This is a genomic window from Actinoallomurus rhizosphaericola (genome assembly GCF_024055675.1).
Classification (GTDB): domain Bacteria; phylum Actinomycetota; class Actinomycetes; order Streptosporangiales; family Streptosporangiaceae; genus Actinoallomurus; species Actinoallomurus soli.
Genome location: NZ_JAMXMW010000017.1, coordinates 14023 through 31094 on the forward strand (window position 1 = coordinate 14023; position 17072 = coordinate 31094).

The following is a 17072-nucleotide window of genomic DNA, read 5'->3' on the forward strand; positions in this document are numbered from 1 at the left end:
GCTACGTGGCCGGGAACTCGGCCCACACGACCGTACGGTCCCCCTCCTCCCGATGGCCCCACCGCCGGGCCAGCGCGTCGACGATCCGCATCCCGCGCCCGATCTCCCCGCCGCCCTCCGTTTCCAGGCGCGGACGCGCGCCGCCGGCGCCGTCGTCGGTGACCTCCAGCCGGTACGCGCCCCGGTCGGCGAGCAGCACGACCGTCACCCGCCCTCCGGGGTGCCCTGAGGCGGTGTGCGCGACGGCGTTGCAGACCGTCTCGCTGCCCACCGTGACCAGGTCGTCCAGCACCGGATGGCCGCTGGGCAGCAGGTCCCGCAGGAACGCGCGGGCGTATGCGACGGAGCGCCGCAGCCCCGGCAGCGTGATCTCCCCGAGCACGACCGGCCCCTCGGTCGCCCTCCCCACCTCGGTCACGCCGCGACCGCCGCGGCGATCCGCCGGGCCGCCTCCGGCACCGACGCCGCGTCCAGCTCGGTGCCGCGCCACAGCAGCCGCCACCGGTCCGGCCGTGGCACCGCCAGCACCGCCTCCTTGCGGCCGCCCCGACCCAGCACCCACAGCACCGCCTCGCCGTGACCGGGCACGACGAGCAGCGAGGTCACGGGCGCGGCCCGCAACTCCCACGCCAGCCGGACCAGCAGCCCGTACCGCGTCTTCGACATCTGCACTCGACGGCTCCCTTCTCCGTGTCGGAGACTTACGGTCACCACCGACCGCGGCAGGCCGCAACACCCGCTGACCTGGGCAGAATTTTCGCCGGGCGAACATTCTCCTCAGCGCGTTCCGCGTACGACTCGATACAGACGGTGACAGTGTGGGTAGATGCCCTCCCGGAACATCCCGTCCGTACGCCTGCGCCGCATCGGCTCGGCGCTGCGCAGGGCCCGCGAGGACGGCGGGCTGACCATCGACACCGCCTGCCGCCGCTACGGCCGCTCCAAGAGCTGGCTCAGCACCCTGGAGAACGGCCTGCACTCCATCGACCCTCAGGAGCTCGCCGACCTGCTGGACTTCTACGAGGTCCCCGCCGGCCCCCTCCGCGAGTCCCTCCTCCACCTCGCCACCCACAAACCCGGCAAGAACTGGGAGCGCGCCTACGAGGGCCGCATCTCCGCCGCGGCCCTCGACCTGGCGAGTCTTGAAGAGGACGCCGACCTGATCCGTACCTTTCAGCCGTGTCTGATTCCGGGCTTACTACAGCTCCCTGAGTACACGCGTGCACTCGTCATGGCGGGGAGTCGAAGGAACAAACGAAACGCCGACGCCCTCGTTGAGTTCCGAAGACGTCGACAACGAATTCTGGGGCAGCCGAATTCCCCACGCTATGTAGCGATCATCGGCGAGGCGGCGCTGCGGAACCAGGTGGGCGACCCCTCGGTGATGAACGCCCAACTGCAATGCCTAGCCGAGGCTGCCAGGGAGAAGGCCATAGAGCTACGGGTGCTGCCCGAGTCAGCGGGGGCCTATCTTTGGCTGGCGGGGCCGTTCGACCTATTCACCCTTCGTCCACCAGGGCGTCTCAGCGTCACGGTGGTCGAGCACTTCACTAGGAGTCTCTTCGTAGAGGATGAGGCAGAGGTCGCCGAACATGCTGAGATTTTCACGAAGTTGCTCACGGTTTCGCTGGATGAGGATCTGTCGCGAGAACTCATCGTGAAGGTAGCGTCAACGCCATGATGACTCCTGTATTGACCGACGCTTCATGGCGTAAGAGCACTCACAGCGGCGGGAACGAGGGAAGCTGCGTCGAGGTGGCCGTCGTCGGTCTGATGATGGGACCAGGTGCGTAGGAGGCGCGGTCCGGCCGAAGCCTCCCGACCTGCCCAAGCGTTTCGAACGGTCACGTGCCGTGTCAGGCTGGAATGCGACAATGCGCTATGGCCAAGCCGATCTTGAACGTGGTGAGCGGGGCGCCCGGGACGGGCAAGACCACGCTGGCTCGCCGGCTCGCGCAGGAGCTCGGCTGCCCTGCGGTCGTCCGCGATGAGATCAAGCAGGGCATGGTGCTGGCCACGCCGGGGTTCGACCCGAGCGGGGACGACCCTCTCAACCTGCCGACCCTCAGGGTCTTCTTCGACGTCCTGGCCACGCTGGTGAAGGGCGGGGTGACCGTGGTCGCCGAGGCGGCCTTCCAGGACCGGGTCTGGCGCCCGAATCTCGAGCCCCTCGCCGGGGTCGCCGACATTCGTGTCATCCGCTGCGTCACCCCGGCGGCCACCGCTCACGATCGGGTGGCCCGGCGTGTCGCCGGTGATCCCCACCGGTCCGCGCACGGAGACCGGAAGCTCCTCGCGTCGATCGCCGACGGGCGGTACTCCATCGACTCCTTCGTCCCGATCTCCCTGGACGTTCCCACCTTGACCGTGGACACCGGTGACGGCTATCGGCCGGGCATCCCGGAGATCGCCGCCTTCGCCGGAGCCGGGAGCCCGGGACGGCCACGGACTCCCGGCTCTGCGCCAGGGGCGCAGCCCGCGTGAGCGATGCCTGTTTCAGCGAACGCCCTGGCCGGCGCGGGGAAGGCCATGGACCGGGGGGACCGGTATCAGGCGGTGGCCGTCCTCGTGGCCGACGACACGACCGGCGGTAGGCGGTGGGAAGTGGGTGCCGAGGACCAGGGTGTCCGTGCCCGCGAGCGCGTCGAACAGAGAGCGGCGGGTGGCCTCGGCCTGTTCCGGGTCGATGTCGACGCAGCTGCCGATGGCGGGGTGGGCGAACTGAACGGGGTGGTGGACGCAGTCGCCCGTGATCAGGGCCGTTTCGCCGTGGCTGCTCAGCTGGACCGCGATGTGGCCGGGAGTGTGCCCAGGCGTGGGCAGCAGGCGCAGGCCGGGAGCGACCTCGGCGCCCTCCGCGGGTACGTCGACGAGATCGAGCAGCCCCGCGTCCTCGACCGGGTGCACCGAGTCGCGGAACATCTGTCGGCGCGGCTCGTCCATGTCGTAACCGGCCCAGAACTCCCGCTCGACCCGGGAGGCGACATAGCGGGCGCGGGGGAAGGTGGGCACCCATGCGCCTTGCTCTTCGCGGGTGTTCCAGCCGACGTGGTCGGTGTGCAGATGGGTGAGGACGACCAGGTCCACGGACTCCGGTGAGAAGCCCGCGCCGCTGAGGCGCGCGAGGTAGTCGGTCCTCAGGTCGTGCCATGCGGGGTTCGCCCGCGTCTTGCCGTTGCCGATGCCGGTGTCCACGAGGACACGGAGCCCGCCCACCGAGAAGGCGAAGCCATGGCTGTCGATGCGCAGGACGCCTCGGTCGTCGGCGAAGTGGGGACGCAGCCAGTTCTGGCGTGTGACCACGTCCGGGGTGGCGTCGGGCAGCAGCCAAGGGCCGGTCGCGGGCGGCAGCGGGATCTCGTCGATGCGGTGGACGGTGATGTCGCCCACGGCCCACGAGACGGTGGCGGCGTCGTTGGATTCCTTGAGCGGTGGTGTCCGCATGTTCTGTCGGTTCCTTCCTTCATCGGGGTTCATCGATCGGGCTTCGTCGTGAGGCTGTGAGCGCCGCCACCGCCACGATGGCGAGGAGGGCGGCCGCCGCGGCGTAAGTGTGGGACGCCGTCCCCAGCCCGTACCGTCCGGTGGCGGCACCGGCGGCGATGGCGGGAATGCTCATCGACAGGTAGCTGAGCACGTAGTAGGCGGCCAGGGTCGCGGCGCGGTCGCGTTCGGAGAGCGCGGTGAGCGTGATGCGCAGCGCCCCTTGGGACACCGCGCCGAAGGCGACGCCGGCCAAGGCCGCCCCGCCGAACAGGGCGGGCAGGCCGCCACCGTGCAGACTCCCGAGAGTCAGCGCCGCAGCGGGTACGACGGCCGCGCATCCGGCCGTGGCCGCGACGGCCGGCGCCGTACGCCGCGCCGTCCACACGGTGAGCGTCGCCGTGGCGGTGACCGTGAAGAAGACCAGGCCGCCGGCCGTCCCGGGGCCGTCGGGGGACACCAGGTGGACGAGCGCCGGCCCGAGGGACGAGTAGAAACCGCCCAGCGCCCAGACCGCGGCGATCCCGGCGCCCGTGAGCCGCAGGGCGTGGCGGGCCGAGGACGGGACGGACAGGCGCGGGCGCAGAGAGCGCCATGCGCCGGCGTGCCGGTGGGCCGTCTCGGTGGTGAACGCGACCGCGGCGGCCTGGGCGGCGAACAGCGCCGCCAGCAGCACGTACACGGTGACCGTGGGGGCCGGCGCGAAGCGGATCAGAAGCGTCGAGGCGAGCACGCCGACGGCCATGCCCGCGACGGGGGCGATGCCGTTGGTCAGGGCGGATCTGCCCGGGCGCGTCGGATCTTCGAGGTCGAGCAGGGCGGCGCCCGCCGCGCTGGTGGCCGCGGCCGTGGCCGCTCCTTGCAGGATCCGGGCGGCGATCAGCGCCTTGGAACCGTCCGCTGTGGCGAGCAGCGCCATGGCCACGGCCTCCAGCACCAGCGCACCCCCCAGGACGGGGCGGCGCCCCAGATGGTCGGAGAGCGCTCCGGTGATCAGCAGGGCCAGCAGCAACGTCAGGGAGTAGGCGCTGAACACCAGCGTGATGGTCAGTGCGGACAGGCCCCAGTGATGCTGGTAGAGGGGGTAGAGCGGCGTCGGCGCGCTGGACGCGGCCAGGGCGGCGACCAGGATCGAGGTGTCCAGGACGAAGGATGCGCGGTTCGCCCATCGGGTGCGGACCGGCGAGCGGCCGCACCGTACGAGCGTGCCTGGTGAGGCACTGGACATGGGACTCCTCCTGAGACACAAAAGCTAAGCGTTTGCGTTAGGTCACGGTATTTCCTATCGTGGCCTAACGCAAACGTTTAGCTTTTGGTGGAGCGTCACACCACCGCTCCGGCTCGAACAGGAGGAACGCCCGTGCCCGTCCCCGAACTGACGCCGCCAGAGGCGGCCCGATGGGCCGCCCGCGCCGGACTCCCACTGGCGGACGACCGCCCCGGCCAGGTCGCGGCCATCGCCGACCACATCCACTCGGTCGTCTCGGTACTGCGGGAACTGGACTTCGGAGACACCCCGCCCGCCACCGCGTACCGGACGGAAGAGGAGAACCACGATGCAGCCATATGAGCTGTCCCTCGCCGCCGCCGCGGACGCGATACGAACTCGGCGAGTGTCCCCTGTCGAGCTGGTGGACTCGGTGCTCGACCGCATCGAGCGGGTGGAGCCGGGCCTGCGGGCGTACGTCACGGTGACGGCGGAACGGGCACGCCGATCCGCGCGCGAGGCCGAACGCGAAGCCGTGGCCGGCCGCCTCCGTAGCCCGCTCCACGGGATCCCGGTGGGGCTGAAGGACCTGATCGACGTCGCCGACACGGCGACCACGGCGAGTTCCCGCGTACGGGCCGGTCACCGCGCGAAGACCGACAGCGCGGTCGCCGCGCGCCTCACGGCGGCCGGCGCCGTCCTGGTCGGCAAGACCCACACCCACGAGTTCGCCTACGGACTCACCACGCCACAGACGCACAACGCCTGGGATCGGGAGCGGATCGCCGGCGGCTCCAGCGGCGGATCGGCCGTCGCCGTGGCGGCGGGTGCCGCGACCTTCGCCCTGGGGACCGACACCGGTGGTTCGATCCGGGTACCCGCCGCGCTGAACGGAGTGGTCGGTCTCAAGCCGACGTACGGCCTCGTTCCCCGGCACGGCGTGACGTCCTTGTCCTGGTCACTGGATCACGTCGGCCCCATCACGCGCACCGTCGAGGACGCGGCCCTGGTACTGCCGATCCTGACCGGGCATGATCCCCGCGACCCCGCAGGCCTGTCGGACCGTCGGCCGCCCTCCGAGGGCGATCTGTCGGGACTGCGCGTCGGCGTGCCGCGCAACTACTACTTCGACCGCGTCGGCCCCGACGTCGAGGCCGCGGTACGGCGGGCCATCGACCGGCTGGAGACCCTCGGCGCGCGGCTCGTCGAGGTCGAGATTCCGATGACCCGCTACATCCAGGCGATCCAGTGGGGACTGATGGTCCCTGAGGCCACCGCCTACCACGAGAAGACCCTGCGAGAGGCCGCCGGACTGTATACGGCGGACGTCCGCATCCTCCTCGAAGCGGGCGCGTTGATGACCGCCGGGGACTACCTGCGCGCCCAGCGGGCCCGGACGCTCATGCGGCGGGCGTGGACGCGGATGCTGCAGGAGGTCGACGTGATCGCCGCGCCCGCGGTCCCGGCGACCGCGGTGCGTGCCGGCGAAGAGTCCCTCACCTGGCCCGATGGCACGGTCGAGAGTGTCTCCGACGCCTACGTGCGCCTCTCGGCGCCGGCCAACATCACCGGGGTGCCCTCACTCTCCCTGCCGGTCGGCCGCGACCGGCAGGGGATGCCGATCGGCATGCAGTTGCTCGGACGGCCCTTCGGGGAAGCCGCGCTCTTGCGCGTGGGCCACGCGTACGAACGGACCGAGCCCGCCCGCGAGCTCGCGCCGGCGGCCTGAGACCGACCGTGTGCGCCGGCCGGTCTCCGCGGCCGGCGCACTCCCCTAGAAGCTATGACTTTGCTTTAGAGTGAAGAGCATGAGTCGCGCGATGGTGCGTCCCGGCGGGCGCAGCGCCAGGGTCCAGCATGCGGTGCACACCGCCGTACGGGAACTCGAGGCCGAAGTAGGCCGCGACGCGCTGACGGTGCCGCTGGTCGCGGCACGCGCCGGTGTCACTCCGTCGACGATCTATCGGCGCTGGCGTGACCTGCAGCAGTTGCTGTCGGACGTGGCGGTCGAGCGCCTGCGGCCTGACACGGCGCCGGATGACCGGGGAGATCTGGCGTCGGATCTGGAGGCCTGGGCCGAGCAGTTCCTCGACGAGATGGCCTCTCCCCCGGGCCGCGCCTACATCCGCGACGCCCTGCTCGGAGACCCGGACGGCAGCAATGCCGGCCAGTGCTCGGCATACGCCGCCGAGCAGATCGGCGTGATCCTCGCCCGCGCGGCCGAACGCGGGGAGAACACCCCGGACATCGAGTCGGTCATCGACGGCGTCGTCGCACCCATGATGTACCGCATCCTGTTCCGCCCCGGTCGCCTGGACGCCTCGTACGCGCGGCGGCTCGTGGCGGGCCTCCTCGCCGCGGCCGGCCGCGCCGGCGGGTGACCCGGCGACTCCCGCACGCACCGCCTGCGTGTCACGGATTCCGCGGCTGACGCGGGAGTCCGTCGATCATCAGGCCGAGGGTGAAGTCGAAGCGGTCGTGGGCGGTTCCGGCGGTGAGCTCTTCGGCGTGGCGCTTGGTGTGGGGGAAGGTGTCGGGCAGTGCGGCGAATCGGTCCAGCAGCTCCTCGCGGCTGACGACCCAGGTGTCGTCACTGCGGCTGAGCCGCCTGTTCACCAGGGAGACCTCGAGGCTGTAGGCGTTGACGTAGAGCATCAGTGAGTCGATCGCCCAGGCGGCGGTCTGCGGGTCGACGCCCCCGGCGAGCAGGATGGCGAGCATTCCCTCGCTGACGCGCAGCGTGTCCAGGTTGGACGGAGCGGCGGCGAAGGCCGCCTGGGAGATGCCCGGGTAACGCAGGTACTGGTCGCGCAGCTGGGTGCAGACGCTGATGATCTGCTGCCGCCAGCTGCCGGGGTCCGGCTTGGGCAGGTCGATCTCGGTGCACAGCCGGCCGATGAGCAGCTCGTCCAGGTCCTCTTTGTTGACCACGTGGGCGTAGAGCGACGACGGCCCGGTCTCCAGCGCGGTGGCCAGGCGCCGCATCGTGAGGGCTTCGTATCCCTCTCTTTCCACGATGCCGAACGCGGTGCCGATGATGGCGTCGACCGTGATCGGTTTCTTGCGCCCGCCGGACGGTCCGCGCCGGGCCGCGGGTGCGCTCGAGCCGGTGCCGAGCCGGTGCCGCGCTGCTCGCCGTTCCTGCGGAGTCGGTGACATGCGGGCAGTCTAGCGAACGGACGAACACTGTTCTGCATGAGGAACATCGTTCGTCTTGTTAGGAACAGTGTTCTGTTGTAGAACGGTGTTCGTGTCCATTGACCAGCGCTCATCGCAAGCGCCCACCACCAGCACACTGCCGTTGCGCACCGCCTGGCTCGTCCTGGCCGTCGTGTTCCTGGCCGACCTCATGGATCTGATCGACTCCAGCGTCGCCAACCTCGCCGGCCCCTCCATCCGCGCCGACCTCGGCGGCGGCCAGGTGACGGTGCAATGGGTGCTGAGCGCCTACACCGCGGCCTTCGCGCTCGGCCTGATCACCTCAGGACGGCTCGGGGACCTGCTCGGGCGCCGGCGGCTGTTCCTGCTCGGCATGACCGGCTTCACCCTGACCTCACTGGCCTGCGGTCTCGCCCCCGACGTGGTCTTCCTGATCGTCGCCCGCACACTGCAGGGCCTGTGCGGGTCGGTCATGATCCCGCAGGGTCTGGCCCTGGTGAAGATCGTGTTCCCGCCCCGGCACCTGCGCAGGGCACTGATGCCGATCGGCCCGCTGATGGGCCTGGCCACCGTGGCCGGGCCCATCCTGGCCGGCTGGCTGCTCCACCTGGACCTGCTCGGCAGCGGGTGGCGCTCCATCTTCCTGATCAACGTCCCGTTCGGCGTCATCGCCGCCGCGCTCGCCTGGCGTGTCCTGCCCCGCAACGGCGGTGAAGACCCGGCCGCCCGCCTCGACCTCCCCGGCGTCGGCCTGCTCACCGCGGCCTCGGCCCTGCTCATCATCCCGCTCATCCAGGGACGTGACCTCGGCTGGCCCGCCTGGACCTACGTCATGATGGCCGCCGCGGTCGTCCTGCTCGCCCTGTTCGTCGTCTCCGAACGGCGCAGCGAGCACCCGGTCATCACCCCGTCGCTGTTCCGCAAGCGCAGCTTCGTCGTCGGCCTGGCGATCGTGGCCGGATTCCACGCGTCCCTGAGCGCGTTCGTCCTCATCGTCAACCTGCTGCTGCAGCTGGGCATGCGCTGGACGCCGCTGCACACGGGCTTCACGCTGATCCCCTGGGCTCTCGGCACCGCCGTCGCCGTCCTGCTCGCAGGCGCCGTACTCGCCGAGAAGCTGGGGCGCGCCTGCCTGCACCTGGGGCTGGCCATCGCCGTCATCGGCCTGCTGGCCCTGTGGTGGTCGGTCGCCCACTGGGGCACCGGCATCACCGCCTGGAGGCTGACGCCCGCGCTGCTGCTCACCGGCTTCGGCTCCGGGCTGGTGTTCGTCCCGCTGGTCGACTTCATCCTCGGCGACGCCACCACCGAAGAGGTCGGCACCGGCGCGGGCATGCTCAACGCCGTCCAGCAGTTCGCCGGCGCCCTCGGCGTCGCCGCCCTCGGCACGGTGTTCTTCGCACGGGTCGGGCACCCGTCCGTGCACTCCCACCTCGCCGCCGCGGAGCTGGTCTTCGGCATCGCCGCGGGCCTGAACCTCCTCACGCTCCTGCTGGTGGGCCTCCTGCCCAGGCACGCCCAGCAGGTGCACGGTTGAGCTCGACGACGCTCGACAGCACCGGTGTGACCTTTTGCGGACGGCATGAGAAGGTCGGTGTTCGCCGAGTCCCGAACACGCTCGCGTGCCGGGTCTAGGGTCGGGCAGATGAGCACCGCCTCTCCCCCTTCCCCCTCCGATCGCGATCCCGAGATCGTCGCCCGCCGGGCATCGTCGTTCGGCGGTCATGCCGCCGCCTACGCCGCGGAACGCCCGGGCTATCCCGATGAGGCGGTGCGCTGGGCGCTGGAGCCCGTCGTGGGCCGCGGCTCACTGCGCGTCCTCGACCTGGCGGCCGGAACCGGCAAGCTCACCGAGGCGCTGGTGCCGTACGCCACCACGCTGGTCGCCGTGGAGCCCGACCCCGGAATGCTCGCGGAGCTGCGCACCCGCCTGCCGGACGTGCGGGCGGTCACGGGAACGGCCGAGCGGATCCCCCTGGCGGACGGATCGGTCGACGCGGTCCTGGTCGGGCAGGCGCTGCACTGGTTCGACCTCGACCGCGCGCTGCCGGAGATGGCGCGGGTGCTGTCCCCCGGCGGCGTGCTGGCCTGCCTGTGGAACGTCGACGACCATCGGGTCCCCTGGGTCAGGGGCCTGAAACAGGTCTCCCGGAGCAGCCTCAGCCTCAGGGACTGGCAGGCCGAGCGGGCGTTCACCCCGACACCGGAGTTCCCGGCGGTCGAGTACGCCGAGTTCGCCCACGTGCAGCGGCGGACCGCCGAGTCGATGGCGGCGACCATCGGCACGCACTCGCACGTGCTGATCCTGCCGGAGGACGAGCGGGCGGCGCTGATGGCCAGGATCCTCGACTACCTGCACACGACGCCGGAGACCGCGTCCGGGGAGTTCGACCTCCCGATCGCCACCGTGGCGATCCGGTCCGTCCTCGCCGGGTGACGGCACTGAAGCGCAACGCATGCTGCCCCAGCGCCTTTGGTCGATTCAGCGAAGCCCGAGTGATACGCGTGCGCTTCTGAGCTCGCGCGTTGACGTCAGGAACGAAGGGCGCGCAGGCCGGTGCGGATTTCGCTGACCAGGATTTCGGGCTGTTCCAAGGCCGCGAAGTGTCCGCCCTTGTCGGCCTCGCCGTAGTGGATCAGATTGCTGTAGGTGTCTTCGATCCAGCTTCGTGGCAGGCGGGGGATGTCCCTCGGGAAGACGGTCACCGCGACCGGAAGCGTCAGCTTCGGGCCGGCGAAAGTGGCCGATTTGTTCTCCCAGTAGATGCGGCCGGACGACGCTGCGCTGTTGGTGAACCAGTAGAGGGATATCGCGTCGAGCATGTCGTCCATGCTGAGGGCGTCCTCGGCGAGCCCGTGGTTGTCGGTCTTGGACTGGAACTTTTCGTAGATCCAGGTTGCCTGACCGGCGGGAGAGTCCGCCAGGGCGAATCCGACGGTCTCCGGCTTCGTGCCCTGAAGGTGGTTCGACCCGCCGAGATCGCCGGTGTAGTGGGCGAGGCCCTCCACGGCGTGGCGCTGTTCGGGCGACAAGGTGTCGGGTATCTGTGCGGGAAAGGCGTACTGGGTGTTCAGATGGATTCCGAGAAGCCCCTCAGGTCGCATGGCCCCGAGGGCGGTGGTGACGACGGCACCCCAATCGCCGCCTTGCGCGGCCCATCTCGTGTAGCCGAGACGCTTCATCAGCTCCACCCACGCGCTTGCGATGCGCGATACGGTCCACCCGGTCTCCGTGGGCTTCTGGGAGAACCCGAACCCGGGGAGCGAGGGGATGACGACGTCGAATGAATCGGCGGCGTCTCCTCCGAACGAGACCGGATCGGTCAGCGGGCCGATCAGCTTCAGGAACTCGACGATCGAGCCCGGCCATCCGTGCGTGAGTATCAGCGGCATCGCGTTGGGATTCTTGGACCTGACGTGGATGAAGTGGATGTCCAGCCCATCGATCTCGGTCAGGAATTGCGGGAAGCGATTGAGCTCGGACTCGAGGCGCCGCCAGTCGTAGCCGCGCTCCCAGTAGTCGACCAGAGATCTGGCGTTCTCTACGCGAACCCCTTGCGACCAGTCGTCCACCGTTTCCGGATCCGGCCATCGAGTTCTGGCCAGCCGCTGCTTCGCGTCGTCGATCTCCGAATCCGAGATCGAGGCGGTGAACGGGCGGACGAGGGTCGAGGTCGGCGGCGTCGGTGCGGTCATTGCCTTCTCTTCTCCTGAGCTTCGAAGCACGGCGCAACCCTTCGTTGCACACTGGTGTGCAACCTATCTCACTGCACACTGGTGTGCAACAATGGTGTCGTGCCCACCGAGTCCACCCGTGTGCGCTCGACGAACGAGACACGCGATCGCATCCTCGACGTCGCCCTCGATGTGCTGGGGGAGAACCCCGACGCCGGCATGGGCGACATCGCCTCCGCTGCCGGCGTCGTCCGTCGCACGGTCTACGGCCATTTCCCCTCGCGCCTCGACCTGGTTCGGACACTCACGGAACGGGCCGTCACCGAGATGACGGCCGTGCTCACCGAAGTCAACGCCTCCGACGCAGAAGCGGACGCGGCGTGGGCCGAATTCATCGCCCGCCTCTGGCCGGTGGCGCACCGGTACCGAGTGCTGCTGGCACTGCGCCGTGGCGAGTACGGCGAGGCGATCCACGACCTGCTCGGGCCGGTCGACGAACTCCTCGCCGACCTCGTGAAACGGGGCCAGGACACCGACGTGTTCGCACAGCACCTGCCCGCAGGCACCCTGAGCCAGGTCGCCTACGGCGCCGTGTTCGCCATCGCGGACAGCGACCTGTCGAACGGGACCCTCGGCACCCGAGCAGCGACGATCACGAGCCTGCTGATGCTGGGAGTTCCCGAGACGCGCGCAATCGCTCTCGCGGGCGACCAACCCTGACCCGCAGCACTCCTCAGGCCCGTGGCCTGACGCGCGCCGGCGCAGCACACGACCACCTCGACGGGGCCGGGAGATCCGGCCTGCGTGGCGGCCGCCCCTCCTACTGGGGGAGGTCTCCCAGATCACGGGCGGCTGCGTCGGCACGTACGCCCGCGGCCCTTCGCCGTACGAAGGGCCGGTCGGTGTCCCGTAGATCGCGTGCGGGTCCGGCCGCTCGCAGGACGACGTCCAGGACACGCTCGGCGTCGGCCGCGTAGGAGTTGCTGAACCATGCCTCATTGGCCTCGACGACGGCGAGCCGGCCGCCGTCAAGGATCCCGACATCGACGACGACGGCGCTCGGGAGCCCGCTCCCCAGGTGGTTCAGCAGTTCGGCGCCGAAGCCGATCGCGCGGTGGCCCGGCGGCAGCGGTGCGCTGTCGAGGATTCCGGAGACCGCGTAGCGGCTCGCTGCGTGCACCTGGCCGTCCAGGACGTGGAGGCGGTACTCCTCGGTGAAGATGACCGGTTCGGCGGACAGCACGGGGAGTTCGGCGGGAAGGTGCGCCGGCAGAGCGGCGCCGTCCGGGCGCACCCCGGCCGGGAACGCCTTCCCGGCGGCCGGCTTGACGAAGCGGGGAGTACGGTGCCGCCGGGCCTGCCCCAGGGTGATCAGCTCGACGTGCCTGCCGGTGAAGTGCGCGGGCAGGGCCGCGAGCAGATCCAGAGGCGGGTCCAACAGGGCCATGTCCAGCGCGGCCGTCACCGCGCCGGCGAAGCGCTCGCCGCCGTACAGGTGGGCGCGGCCGCTCAGGCCGGCCGGGATCGGAGGCCCGGCCAGCGTGCGCACGTCCATTCCCCGCCACACGGCCGCCTCCGCCAGGAGCCGGCCCGTGGTGGTCGCGACGGGCGGCAGCAGGAACGATCGGGGTGCGCTCATCCGGGGATCCTTGGAACGGGCCGATGCGGGAGAGGGCCGGCTCAGCCGAATGCCAGAACACGAGCGAGCGCCGCCCGGCCCGCCGGTCCCCATGCCGGCTTCCCGCCGGGAAGGCCCCGCTCCCCCTTCTGGCCCATGAGCATCAGGAAGAGGCTCTTCAGAGCGGCCAACCCGCGGGCGCGCCGGATCGTCGCCTCGTCCGCCTGCGCGTACGCCTCGAAGAACCGTGAACCCGCGCCCGCGGGAAGGAGCAGCCACGCGGCCGCGAGGTCCCACGCCGGATCGCCGGCGAACATGTCGCCGAAATCGATCACGCCCGAGAGCGTCCCCTCCGAGACGACGACATTCGCGGGATGGAGGTCACCGTGCAGCCATACCGGCGGGCCCTCCCATTCGGGGGCCGCGACGGCATCGTCCCAGACGTCCCGGATGGCCCGGGCGTCGGCGGCGACGCCGCCGGGGACAGCGGCCCGCAAGAACGCTTCGAAGCCGTCCGTGCACTTCTTGGGGTGAGCGCCGCGGTCCGAACCGGCCGGCGCCTCGGCGGGCGCCTCCACGTGGAGGGCCCGGAGGAAGCCCGCCAGCGTGTCGGCCGCGTGGTCGTCGCGGCTGATCGAGGCGCAGTCGAGTGGCTCGCCGCGAACCCACGTCATGACGCTCCAGGGCCTCGGGAAACGCGCGGACGGCTCGCCGATCCGCACAGGAGTCGGCACCGGGAGCGGAAGACGCGGGGCCAGGACGGGCAGCCACCGGCGCTCCTTGCGCTGGAGAGCCGGGGCACGTTCCGTGCGCGGCATGCGCACGGCCAGCTCATCCCCAAGGCGCCACATCCGGTTGTCCCAGCCGCCCGCCACCTCGCGGATGGCCAGCCCCGCAAGGTCCGGATGCTGGTCCCTGAGGAGATCGTGGACCAGCTCTGCGGTGATCTCGTTCTCGGAGTCGGCCATGCGAAGCCACAGTACGCGAGACAAGGCGGGCGGCGCGGGTACTCACTCTCCCCCGCCGATGGGCCGGGACGACGGCGGAGCGGACGGGCAACCCGCGCGGGGAGCGGGTCAGGCGGCGGTGAGGCGGGCCCGCAGACGGTCACGGGCGGCGGGCCACTCCGAGGCGAGCATCGAGTAGCAGACGGTGTCGCGGACGGACCCGTCGGGCCGGACGCGGTGGCTGCGCAGCACTCCCTCGCGGCGTGCGCCGAGGCGTTCGATGGCGCGCTGGGAGCGTTCGTTGCGGTGGTGGGTGTGCCAGCCCACCCGGAGGGCGCCCAGCACGTCGAACGCCCGCTCCAGCAGCAGGAGCTTCGCCTCGGTGTTCAGGGCGGTCCGCTGCCAGCGGACGCCGATCCAGGTGTGCCCGATCCACAGGCCGCGGTGCGCCGGTTCGACGTCGTAGTACGACGTGGTGCCGGCGACCTCGCCGGTGACGGCGTCGATCTGCACCCACGGCAGCCGCGCGGCGCCGACCGCGCGCAGGTCCTCCTCGACCATGCGGCGCATCTCCGCGACGTCGGACGGCTGCCGGACGTTCAGCCACCGCCAGACCTCGGGGTCCTTGCCCGCCTCGTACAGTCCCTCCGCGTGCTCGGGCCGGAGCGGCTCGAGACGGACGTGCCGCCCGGTCAGCGAGGGACGTTCCAGCCATGCGCTCCCATTCATGGCTGGCACCGTAGGGCCGTTTCAGACCACCCGGAAAGGGCCAGTCCACGCGGATTCGCGGCGACCACTCGCGGCTCACCTGCGAAGACCGTTCCGCGCGTCGTGCCCGGCGGCCTCAGCGCGGTTCCGGCGGACCATGGGTGGCGGTGTCACCGGCCGGGGCCGGGCCGGTCCGCGCGCGGAAGGTACGGCGATAGGTGTCCGGGGGGACGCCGACCGTGCGGTTGAAGTGCCGGCGCAGCGTCGTCGCGGTGCCCATGCCGGTGGCCGCCGCGATGGCGTCGACGCCGTCGTCGGTGTTCTCCAGCAGTTCCTGGGCGCGGCGGATCCGCTGGGTCAGCAGCCACTGCAAGGGAGTGGTGCCGGTCACCGCCCGGAAATGGCGGCCCAGGTTCCGCGAGCTCATCCGCGCCTGGCGGGCCAGGTCCTCCACGGTCAGCGGCCGGTCCAGCCGTTCCATCACCCAGGGGAACAGCCCGGCGAGCGGGTGATTGCCCGGGGCGGGCACCGGGGTGGTGACGAACTGCGCCTGGCCGCCGTCCCGGTGCGGCGGCACGACCAGGCGGCGGGCGACCGCGTTGGCGACCGACGAGCCGTGGTCGAGGCGGATCAGGTGCAGGCACAGGTCCATGGCGGCGGCCTTGCCGGCGGAGGTGAGCACGCTGCCGTTGTCCACGTACAGGACGTCCGGGTCCACCTCCACCCGCGGGTAGCGCGCGGCGAGGACCTGGGTGTGCGCCCAGTGCGTCGTCGCGCGCCGCCCGTCCAGCAGACCGGCGGCGGCCAGCACGAACGCGCCCGTGCAGAGCGAGGCAACGCGCGCTCCGGCGTCGTGGGCCGCGCGCACCGCGTCGACCAGGTCCGCCGGCGGGGCCTCCTCGACGTCCGCCCAGCCCGGGACGATCACGGTGTCGGCGTACGGGAGCCGGTCCAGGCCGTGGTCGGGCTCCAGCCGGAACCGGCCGGCCCGCACGGCGCCCGGCCCGCAGACGGCGAGGCCGTACCAGGGATCGGCCACGCCGGTCGGGGCGGCCGCGAAGGCCTCGTACGCCAGCGACAGCTCGAAGTGCAGCATCCCGTCGACGACCGCCAGCGCCACCGTGTGCATGTCCGGAATTGTACGGGTGTTGGCGTTCCGGACACTCGTGGTGGGGTGCCCGTCCCCGCCAGGATCTGCGTGACGGACCGCAGCAGGTCGATCGAGTGCGAGGAGAACCCATGGGATCAGGACTCACGGTGGCGGTGTTCGGCGCGTACGGGCACACCGGGCGTTTCGTGGTGGCGCACCTGCGGGAGCGCGGGTACGTCCCGGTCGTGTCCGGGCGTGACGCGCAGAAGCTGAACGCGCTGGCGTCCGAGTCCGGGCTGGAGGCCCGTCCGGCGTCGGCGGACGACCCGGCCGCCCTCGACCGCGCCCTGGCCGGCGCGGCGGCTGTGATCAACTGCGCCGGGCCCTTCGCCACGACGGCCGCCCCCGTGATCGAGGCGGCCCTGCGCGCCGGGATCCCCTACGTGGACGTGGCGGCCGAGATCGAGGCCATCGTCGACACGTTCACGCGCTTCACCGACCGCGCCCGCGCGGCGGGAGCGGTGGTCGTCCCGGCGATGGCCTTCTACGGTGGCCTCGGCGACCTGCTGGCCACCGCCGCGATGGGCGACTGGACGGCGGCCGACGAGGCGCACATCGCCTACGGGCTGAACGGTTGGCATCCCACCGCCGGGACGCGCGCCTCGGGCGCGGTCTCCCGGCAGCGGCGGGACGGCCGGCGCGTCCGTTACGCGAACGGGCGGCTGGAGTACCGCAGTGACGACCCGCCGATCCTGGAGTGGCCCTTCCCCGGCCCGATGGGCCCCCGGGCCGTCATCGGGGAGTTCACGATGGCCGACGCCGTCACCGTTCCCCACCACCTGTCCATCCCCGACGTGCGCACTTACATGACGGTCGAGGCGGCCAGGGACCTGTCGGACCCGGACACGCCCGCGCCGGCCCCGGTCGACGCGCGGGGGCGGTCCGCGCAGACCTTCCTCGTCGACGTCGTCGTGCGCTCCGGCGGCCGGGAACGGCGCGCCGCGGCGAGCGGCCGGGACATCTACGCCGTCACCGCACCGCTCGCCGTCGAGGCGGTCGACCGTGTCCTGACCGGACGGACCAGGACGGCCGGGGTCGCCTCCGCCGGTGAGATCTTCGACGCGCCCGACTTCCTCCGCGCGCTGTCCCCCCACATCACCCTGGACCCGCGTCCCTGACGGGCCG

The 17072-nt window shown here is 71.3% G+C and carries 20 protein-coding genes; 10 read left to right on the top strand and 10 right to left on the bottom strand.

The features are described 5' to 3' along the window. Position 1: 1 nt before the first annotated feature. Positions 2 to 418, bottom strand: a complete 417-nt coding sequence (locus NE234_RS31560) for an ATP-binding protein (protein ID WP_252784514.1) — start codon at positions 416 to 418, stop codon at positions 2 to 4. Continuing rightward, on the bottom strand, positions 415 to 672 hold the full coding sequence (locus tag NE234_RS31565; RefSeq protein ID WP_252784515.1) for a hypothetical protein: 258 nt from the start codon (positions 670 to 672) through the stop codon (positions 415 to 417). The genes NE234_RS31560 and NE234_RS31565 overlap by 4 nt, the downstream gene beginning before the upstream one ends. Positions 673 to 826: 154 nt before the next feature. On the opposite strand from NE234_RS31565, the gene NE234_RS31570 reads away from it, so the two are divergent. From NE234_RS31570 to NE234_RS31575, 3 genes are all read left to right on the top strand, one after another. Then, positions 827 to 1681, top strand: a complete 855-nt coding sequence (locus NE234_RS31570) for a helix-turn-helix domain-containing protein (protein ID WP_252784516.1) — start codon at positions 827 to 829, stop codon at positions 1679 to 1681. Further along, positions 1681 to 1794: a DUF397 domain-containing protein gene (locus tag NE234_RS46130; protein WP_406567098.1), complete on the top strand. Its 114-nt coding sequence runs from the start codon at positions 1681 to 1683 to the stop codon at positions 1792 to 1794. The genes NE234_RS31570 and NE234_RS46130 overlap by 1 nt, the downstream gene beginning before the upstream one ends. Before the next feature lie 87 nt (positions 1795 to 1881). Beyond that, a complete protein-coding gene (locus NE234_RS31575) occupies positions 1882 to 2484 on the top strand; it encodes an AAA family ATPase (RefSeq protein ID WP_252784517.1) in 603 nt (200 codons plus the stop codon). Positions 2485 to 2496: 12 nt separating this feature from the next. On the opposite strand, the gene NE234_RS31580 is transcribed toward NE234_RS31575, so the two are convergent. Together NE234_RS31580 and NE234_RS31585 are read right to left on the bottom strand one after the other, a co-directional pair. After that, the gene (locus NE234_RS31580) at positions 2497 to 3444 is read right to left on the bottom strand and encodes an MBL fold metallo-hydrolase (protein ID WP_252784518.1); all 948 of its coding nucleotides are present in this window, start codon (positions 3442 to 3444) and stop codon (positions 2497 to 2499) included. 19 nt (positions 3445 to 3463) lie between these two features. Continuing rightward, a complete protein-coding gene (locus NE234_RS31585) occupies positions 3464 to 4711 on the bottom strand; it encodes an MFS transporter (protein WP_252784519.1) in 1248 nt (415 codons plus the stop codon). A gap of 132 nt (positions 4712 to 4843) precedes the next feature. Between NE234_RS31585 and NE234_RS31590 the strand changes: the two genes are divergently transcribed. The 3 genes from NE234_RS31590 to NE234_RS31600 all read left to right on the top strand — a co-directional run bounded on the left by NE234_RS31590 (position 4844) and on the right by NE234_RS31600 (position 7071). Then, on the top strand, positions 4844 to 5053 hold the full coding sequence (locus tag NE234_RS31590; RefSeq protein WP_252784520.1) for a hypothetical protein: 210 nt from the start codon (positions 4844 to 4846) through the stop codon (positions 5051 to 5053). Beyond that, positions 5040 to 6419 carry an amidase gene (locus NE234_RS31595; RefSeq protein ID WP_252784521.1) on the top strand — a complete coding sequence of 460 codons (1380 nt, stop codon included), beginning with the start codon at positions 5040 to 5042 and terminating at the stop codon, positions 6417 to 6419. Before NE234_RS31590 ends, NE234_RS31595 begins: the two co-directional genes overlap by 14 nt. Positions 6420 to 6498: 79 nt before the next feature. Further along, entirely contained in the window at positions 6499 to 7071 is a 573-nt protein-coding gene (locus NE234_RS31600; protein ID WP_252784522.1) for a TetR/AcrR family transcriptional regulator, read from the top strand. Positions 7072 to 7102: 31 nt separating this feature from the next. On the opposite strand, the gene NE234_RS31605 is transcribed toward NE234_RS31600, so the two are convergent. After that, positions 7103 to 7849, bottom strand: a complete 747-nt coding sequence (locus tag NE234_RS31605; protein WP_252784523.1) for a TetR/AcrR family transcriptional regulator — start codon at positions 7847 to 7849, stop codon at positions 7103 to 7105. Positions 7850 to 7940: 91 nt separating this feature from the next. Here NE234_RS31605 and NE234_RS31610 point away from each other — a divergent pair, with 91 nt between their 5' ends. Both NE234_RS31610 and NE234_RS31615 read left to right on the top strand, forming a co-directional pair. Then, the gene (locus tag NE234_RS31610; RefSeq protein ID WP_252784524.1) at positions 7941 to 9386 is read left to right on the top strand and encodes an MFS transporter; all 1446 of its coding nucleotides are present in this window, start codon (positions 7941 to 7943) and stop codon (positions 9384 to 9386) included. 108 nt (positions 9387 to 9494) lie between these two features. Beyond that, complete coding sequence (locus NE234_RS31615) at positions 9495 to 10286, top strand: class I SAM-dependent methyltransferase (RefSeq protein WP_252784525.1); 792 nt, start codon at positions 9495 to 9497, stop codon at positions 10284 to 10286. A 95-nt stretch (positions 10287 to 10381) separates the two neighbouring features. Here the strand turns inward: NE234_RS31615 and NE234_RS31620 are convergent, their stop codons facing one another. Beyond that, positions 10382 to 11545, bottom strand: coding sequence for an epoxide hydrolase family protein (locus NE234_RS31620; protein ID WP_252784526.1), 1164 nt, complete (start codon positions 11543 to 11545; stop codon positions 10382 to 10384). Positions 11546 to 11644: 99 nt separating this feature from the next. Between NE234_RS31620 and NE234_RS31625 the strand changes: the two genes are divergently transcribed. Then, positions 11645 to 12244, top strand: a complete 600-nt coding sequence (locus NE234_RS31625) for a TetR/AcrR family transcriptional regulator (RefSeq protein ID WP_252784527.1) — start codon at positions 11645 to 11647, stop codon at positions 12242 to 12244. Positions 12245 to 12344: 100 nt separating this feature from the next. On the opposite strand, the gene NE234_RS31630 is transcribed toward NE234_RS31625, so the two are convergent. The 4 genes from NE234_RS31630 to NE234_RS31645 all read right to left on the bottom strand — a co-directional run bounded on the left by NE234_RS31630 (position 12345) and on the right by NE234_RS31645 (position 15926). Continuing rightward, positions 12345 to 13163 (bottom strand): ATP-grasp domain-containing protein, encoded by an 819-nt coding sequence (locus NE234_RS31630; RefSeq protein ID WP_252784528.1) that lies wholly within the window; start codon positions 13161 to 13163, stop codon positions 12345 to 12347. A 41-nt stretch (positions 13164 to 13204) separates the two neighbouring features. Beyond that, positions 13205 to 14110, bottom strand: a complete 906-nt coding sequence (locus tag NE234_RS31635) for an aminoglycoside phosphotransferase family protein (RefSeq protein WP_252784529.1) — start codon at positions 14108 to 14110, stop codon at positions 13205 to 13207. 108 nt (positions 14111 to 14218) lie between these two features. Next, positions 14219 to 14818: a GNAT family N-acetyltransferase gene (locus NE234_RS31640; protein ID WP_252784530.1), complete on the bottom strand. Its 600-nt coding sequence runs from the start codon at positions 14816 to 14818 to the stop codon at positions 14219 to 14221. Between the two features lie 115 nt (positions 14819 to 14933). Further along, the gene (locus NE234_RS31645; RefSeq protein WP_252784531.1) at positions 14934 to 15926 is read right to left on the bottom strand and encodes a helix-turn-helix domain-containing protein; all 993 of its coding nucleotides are present in this window, start codon (positions 15924 to 15926) and stop codon (positions 14934 to 14936) included. A gap of 110 nt (positions 15927 to 16036) precedes the next feature. Here NE234_RS31645 and NE234_RS31650 point away from each other — a divergent pair, with 110 nt between their 5' ends. Beyond that, the gene (locus NE234_RS31650; RefSeq protein WP_252784532.1) at positions 16037 to 17065 is read left to right on the top strand and encodes a saccharopine dehydrogenase family protein; all 1029 of its coding nucleotides are present in this window, start codon (positions 16037 to 16039) and stop codon (positions 17063 to 17065) included. Positions 17066 to 17072 lie beyond the last annotated feature (7 nt).

What these genes read in the sequence shown, in the direction of transcription:
- NE234_RS31630 (WP_252784528.1), bottom strand. Translation starts at nt 13,163, where the DNA reads ATGAGCGCACCCCGATCGTTCCTGCTGCCGCCCGTCGCGACCACCACG.
- NE234_RS46130 (WP_406567098.1), top strand. Translation starts at nt 1,681, where the DNA reads ATGACTCCTGTATTGACCGACGCTTCATGGCGTAAGAGCACTCACAGC.
- NE234_RS31595 (WP_252784521.1), top strand. Translation starts at nt 5,040, where the DNA reads ATGCAGCCATATGAGCTGTCCCTCGCCGCCGCCGCGGACGCGATACGA.
- NE234_RS31585 (WP_252784519.1), bottom strand. Translation starts at nt 4,711, where the DNA reads ATGTCCAGTGCCTCACCAGGCACGCTCGTACGGTGCGGCCGCTCGCCG.
- NE234_RS31650 (WP_252784532.1), top strand. Translation starts at nt 16,037, where the DNA reads ATGGGATCAGGACTCACGGTGGCGGTGTTCGGCGCGTACGGGCACACC.
- NE234_RS31600 (WP_252784522.1), top strand. Translation starts at nt 6,499, where the DNA reads ATGAGTCGCGCGATGGTGCGTCCCGGCGGGCGCAGCGCCAGGGTCCAG.
- NE234_RS31615 (WP_252784525.1), top strand. Translation starts at nt 9,495, where the DNA reads ATGAGCACCGCCTCTCCCCCTTCCCCCTCCGATCGCGATCCCGAGATC.
- NE234_RS31645 (WP_252784531.1), bottom strand. Translation starts at nt 15,926, where the DNA reads ATGCACACGGTGGCGCTGGCGGTCGTCGACGGGATGCTGCACTTCGAG.
- NE234_RS31605 (WP_252784523.1), bottom strand. Translation starts at nt 7,849, where the DNA reads ATGTCACCGACTCCGCAGGAACGGCGAGCAGCGCGGCACCGGCTCGGC.
- NE234_RS31640 (WP_252784530.1), bottom strand. Translation starts at nt 14,818, where the DNA reads ATGAATGGGAGCGCATGGCTGGAACGTCCCTCGCTGACCGGGCGGCAC.
- NE234_RS31620 (WP_252784526.1), bottom strand. Translation starts at nt 11,545, where the DNA reads ATGACCGCACCGACGCCGCCGACCTCGACCCTCGTCCGCCCGTTCACC.
- NE234_RS31635 (WP_252784529.1), bottom strand. Translation starts at nt 14,110, where the DNA reads ATGGCCGACTCCGAGAACGAGATCACCGCAGAGCTGGTCCACGATCTC.
- NE234_RS31570 (WP_252784516.1), top strand. Translation starts at nt 827, where the DNA reads ATGCCCTCCCGGAACATCCCGTCCGTACGCCTGCGCCGCATCGGCTCG.
- NE234_RS31575 (WP_252784517.1), top strand. Translation starts at nt 1,882, where the DNA reads ATGGCCAAGCCGATCTTGAACGTGGTGAGCGGGGCGCCCGGGACGGGC.
- NE234_RS31580 (WP_252784518.1), bottom strand. Translation starts at nt 3,444, where the DNA reads ATGCGGACACCACCGCTCAAGGAATCCAACGACGCCGCCACCGTCTCG.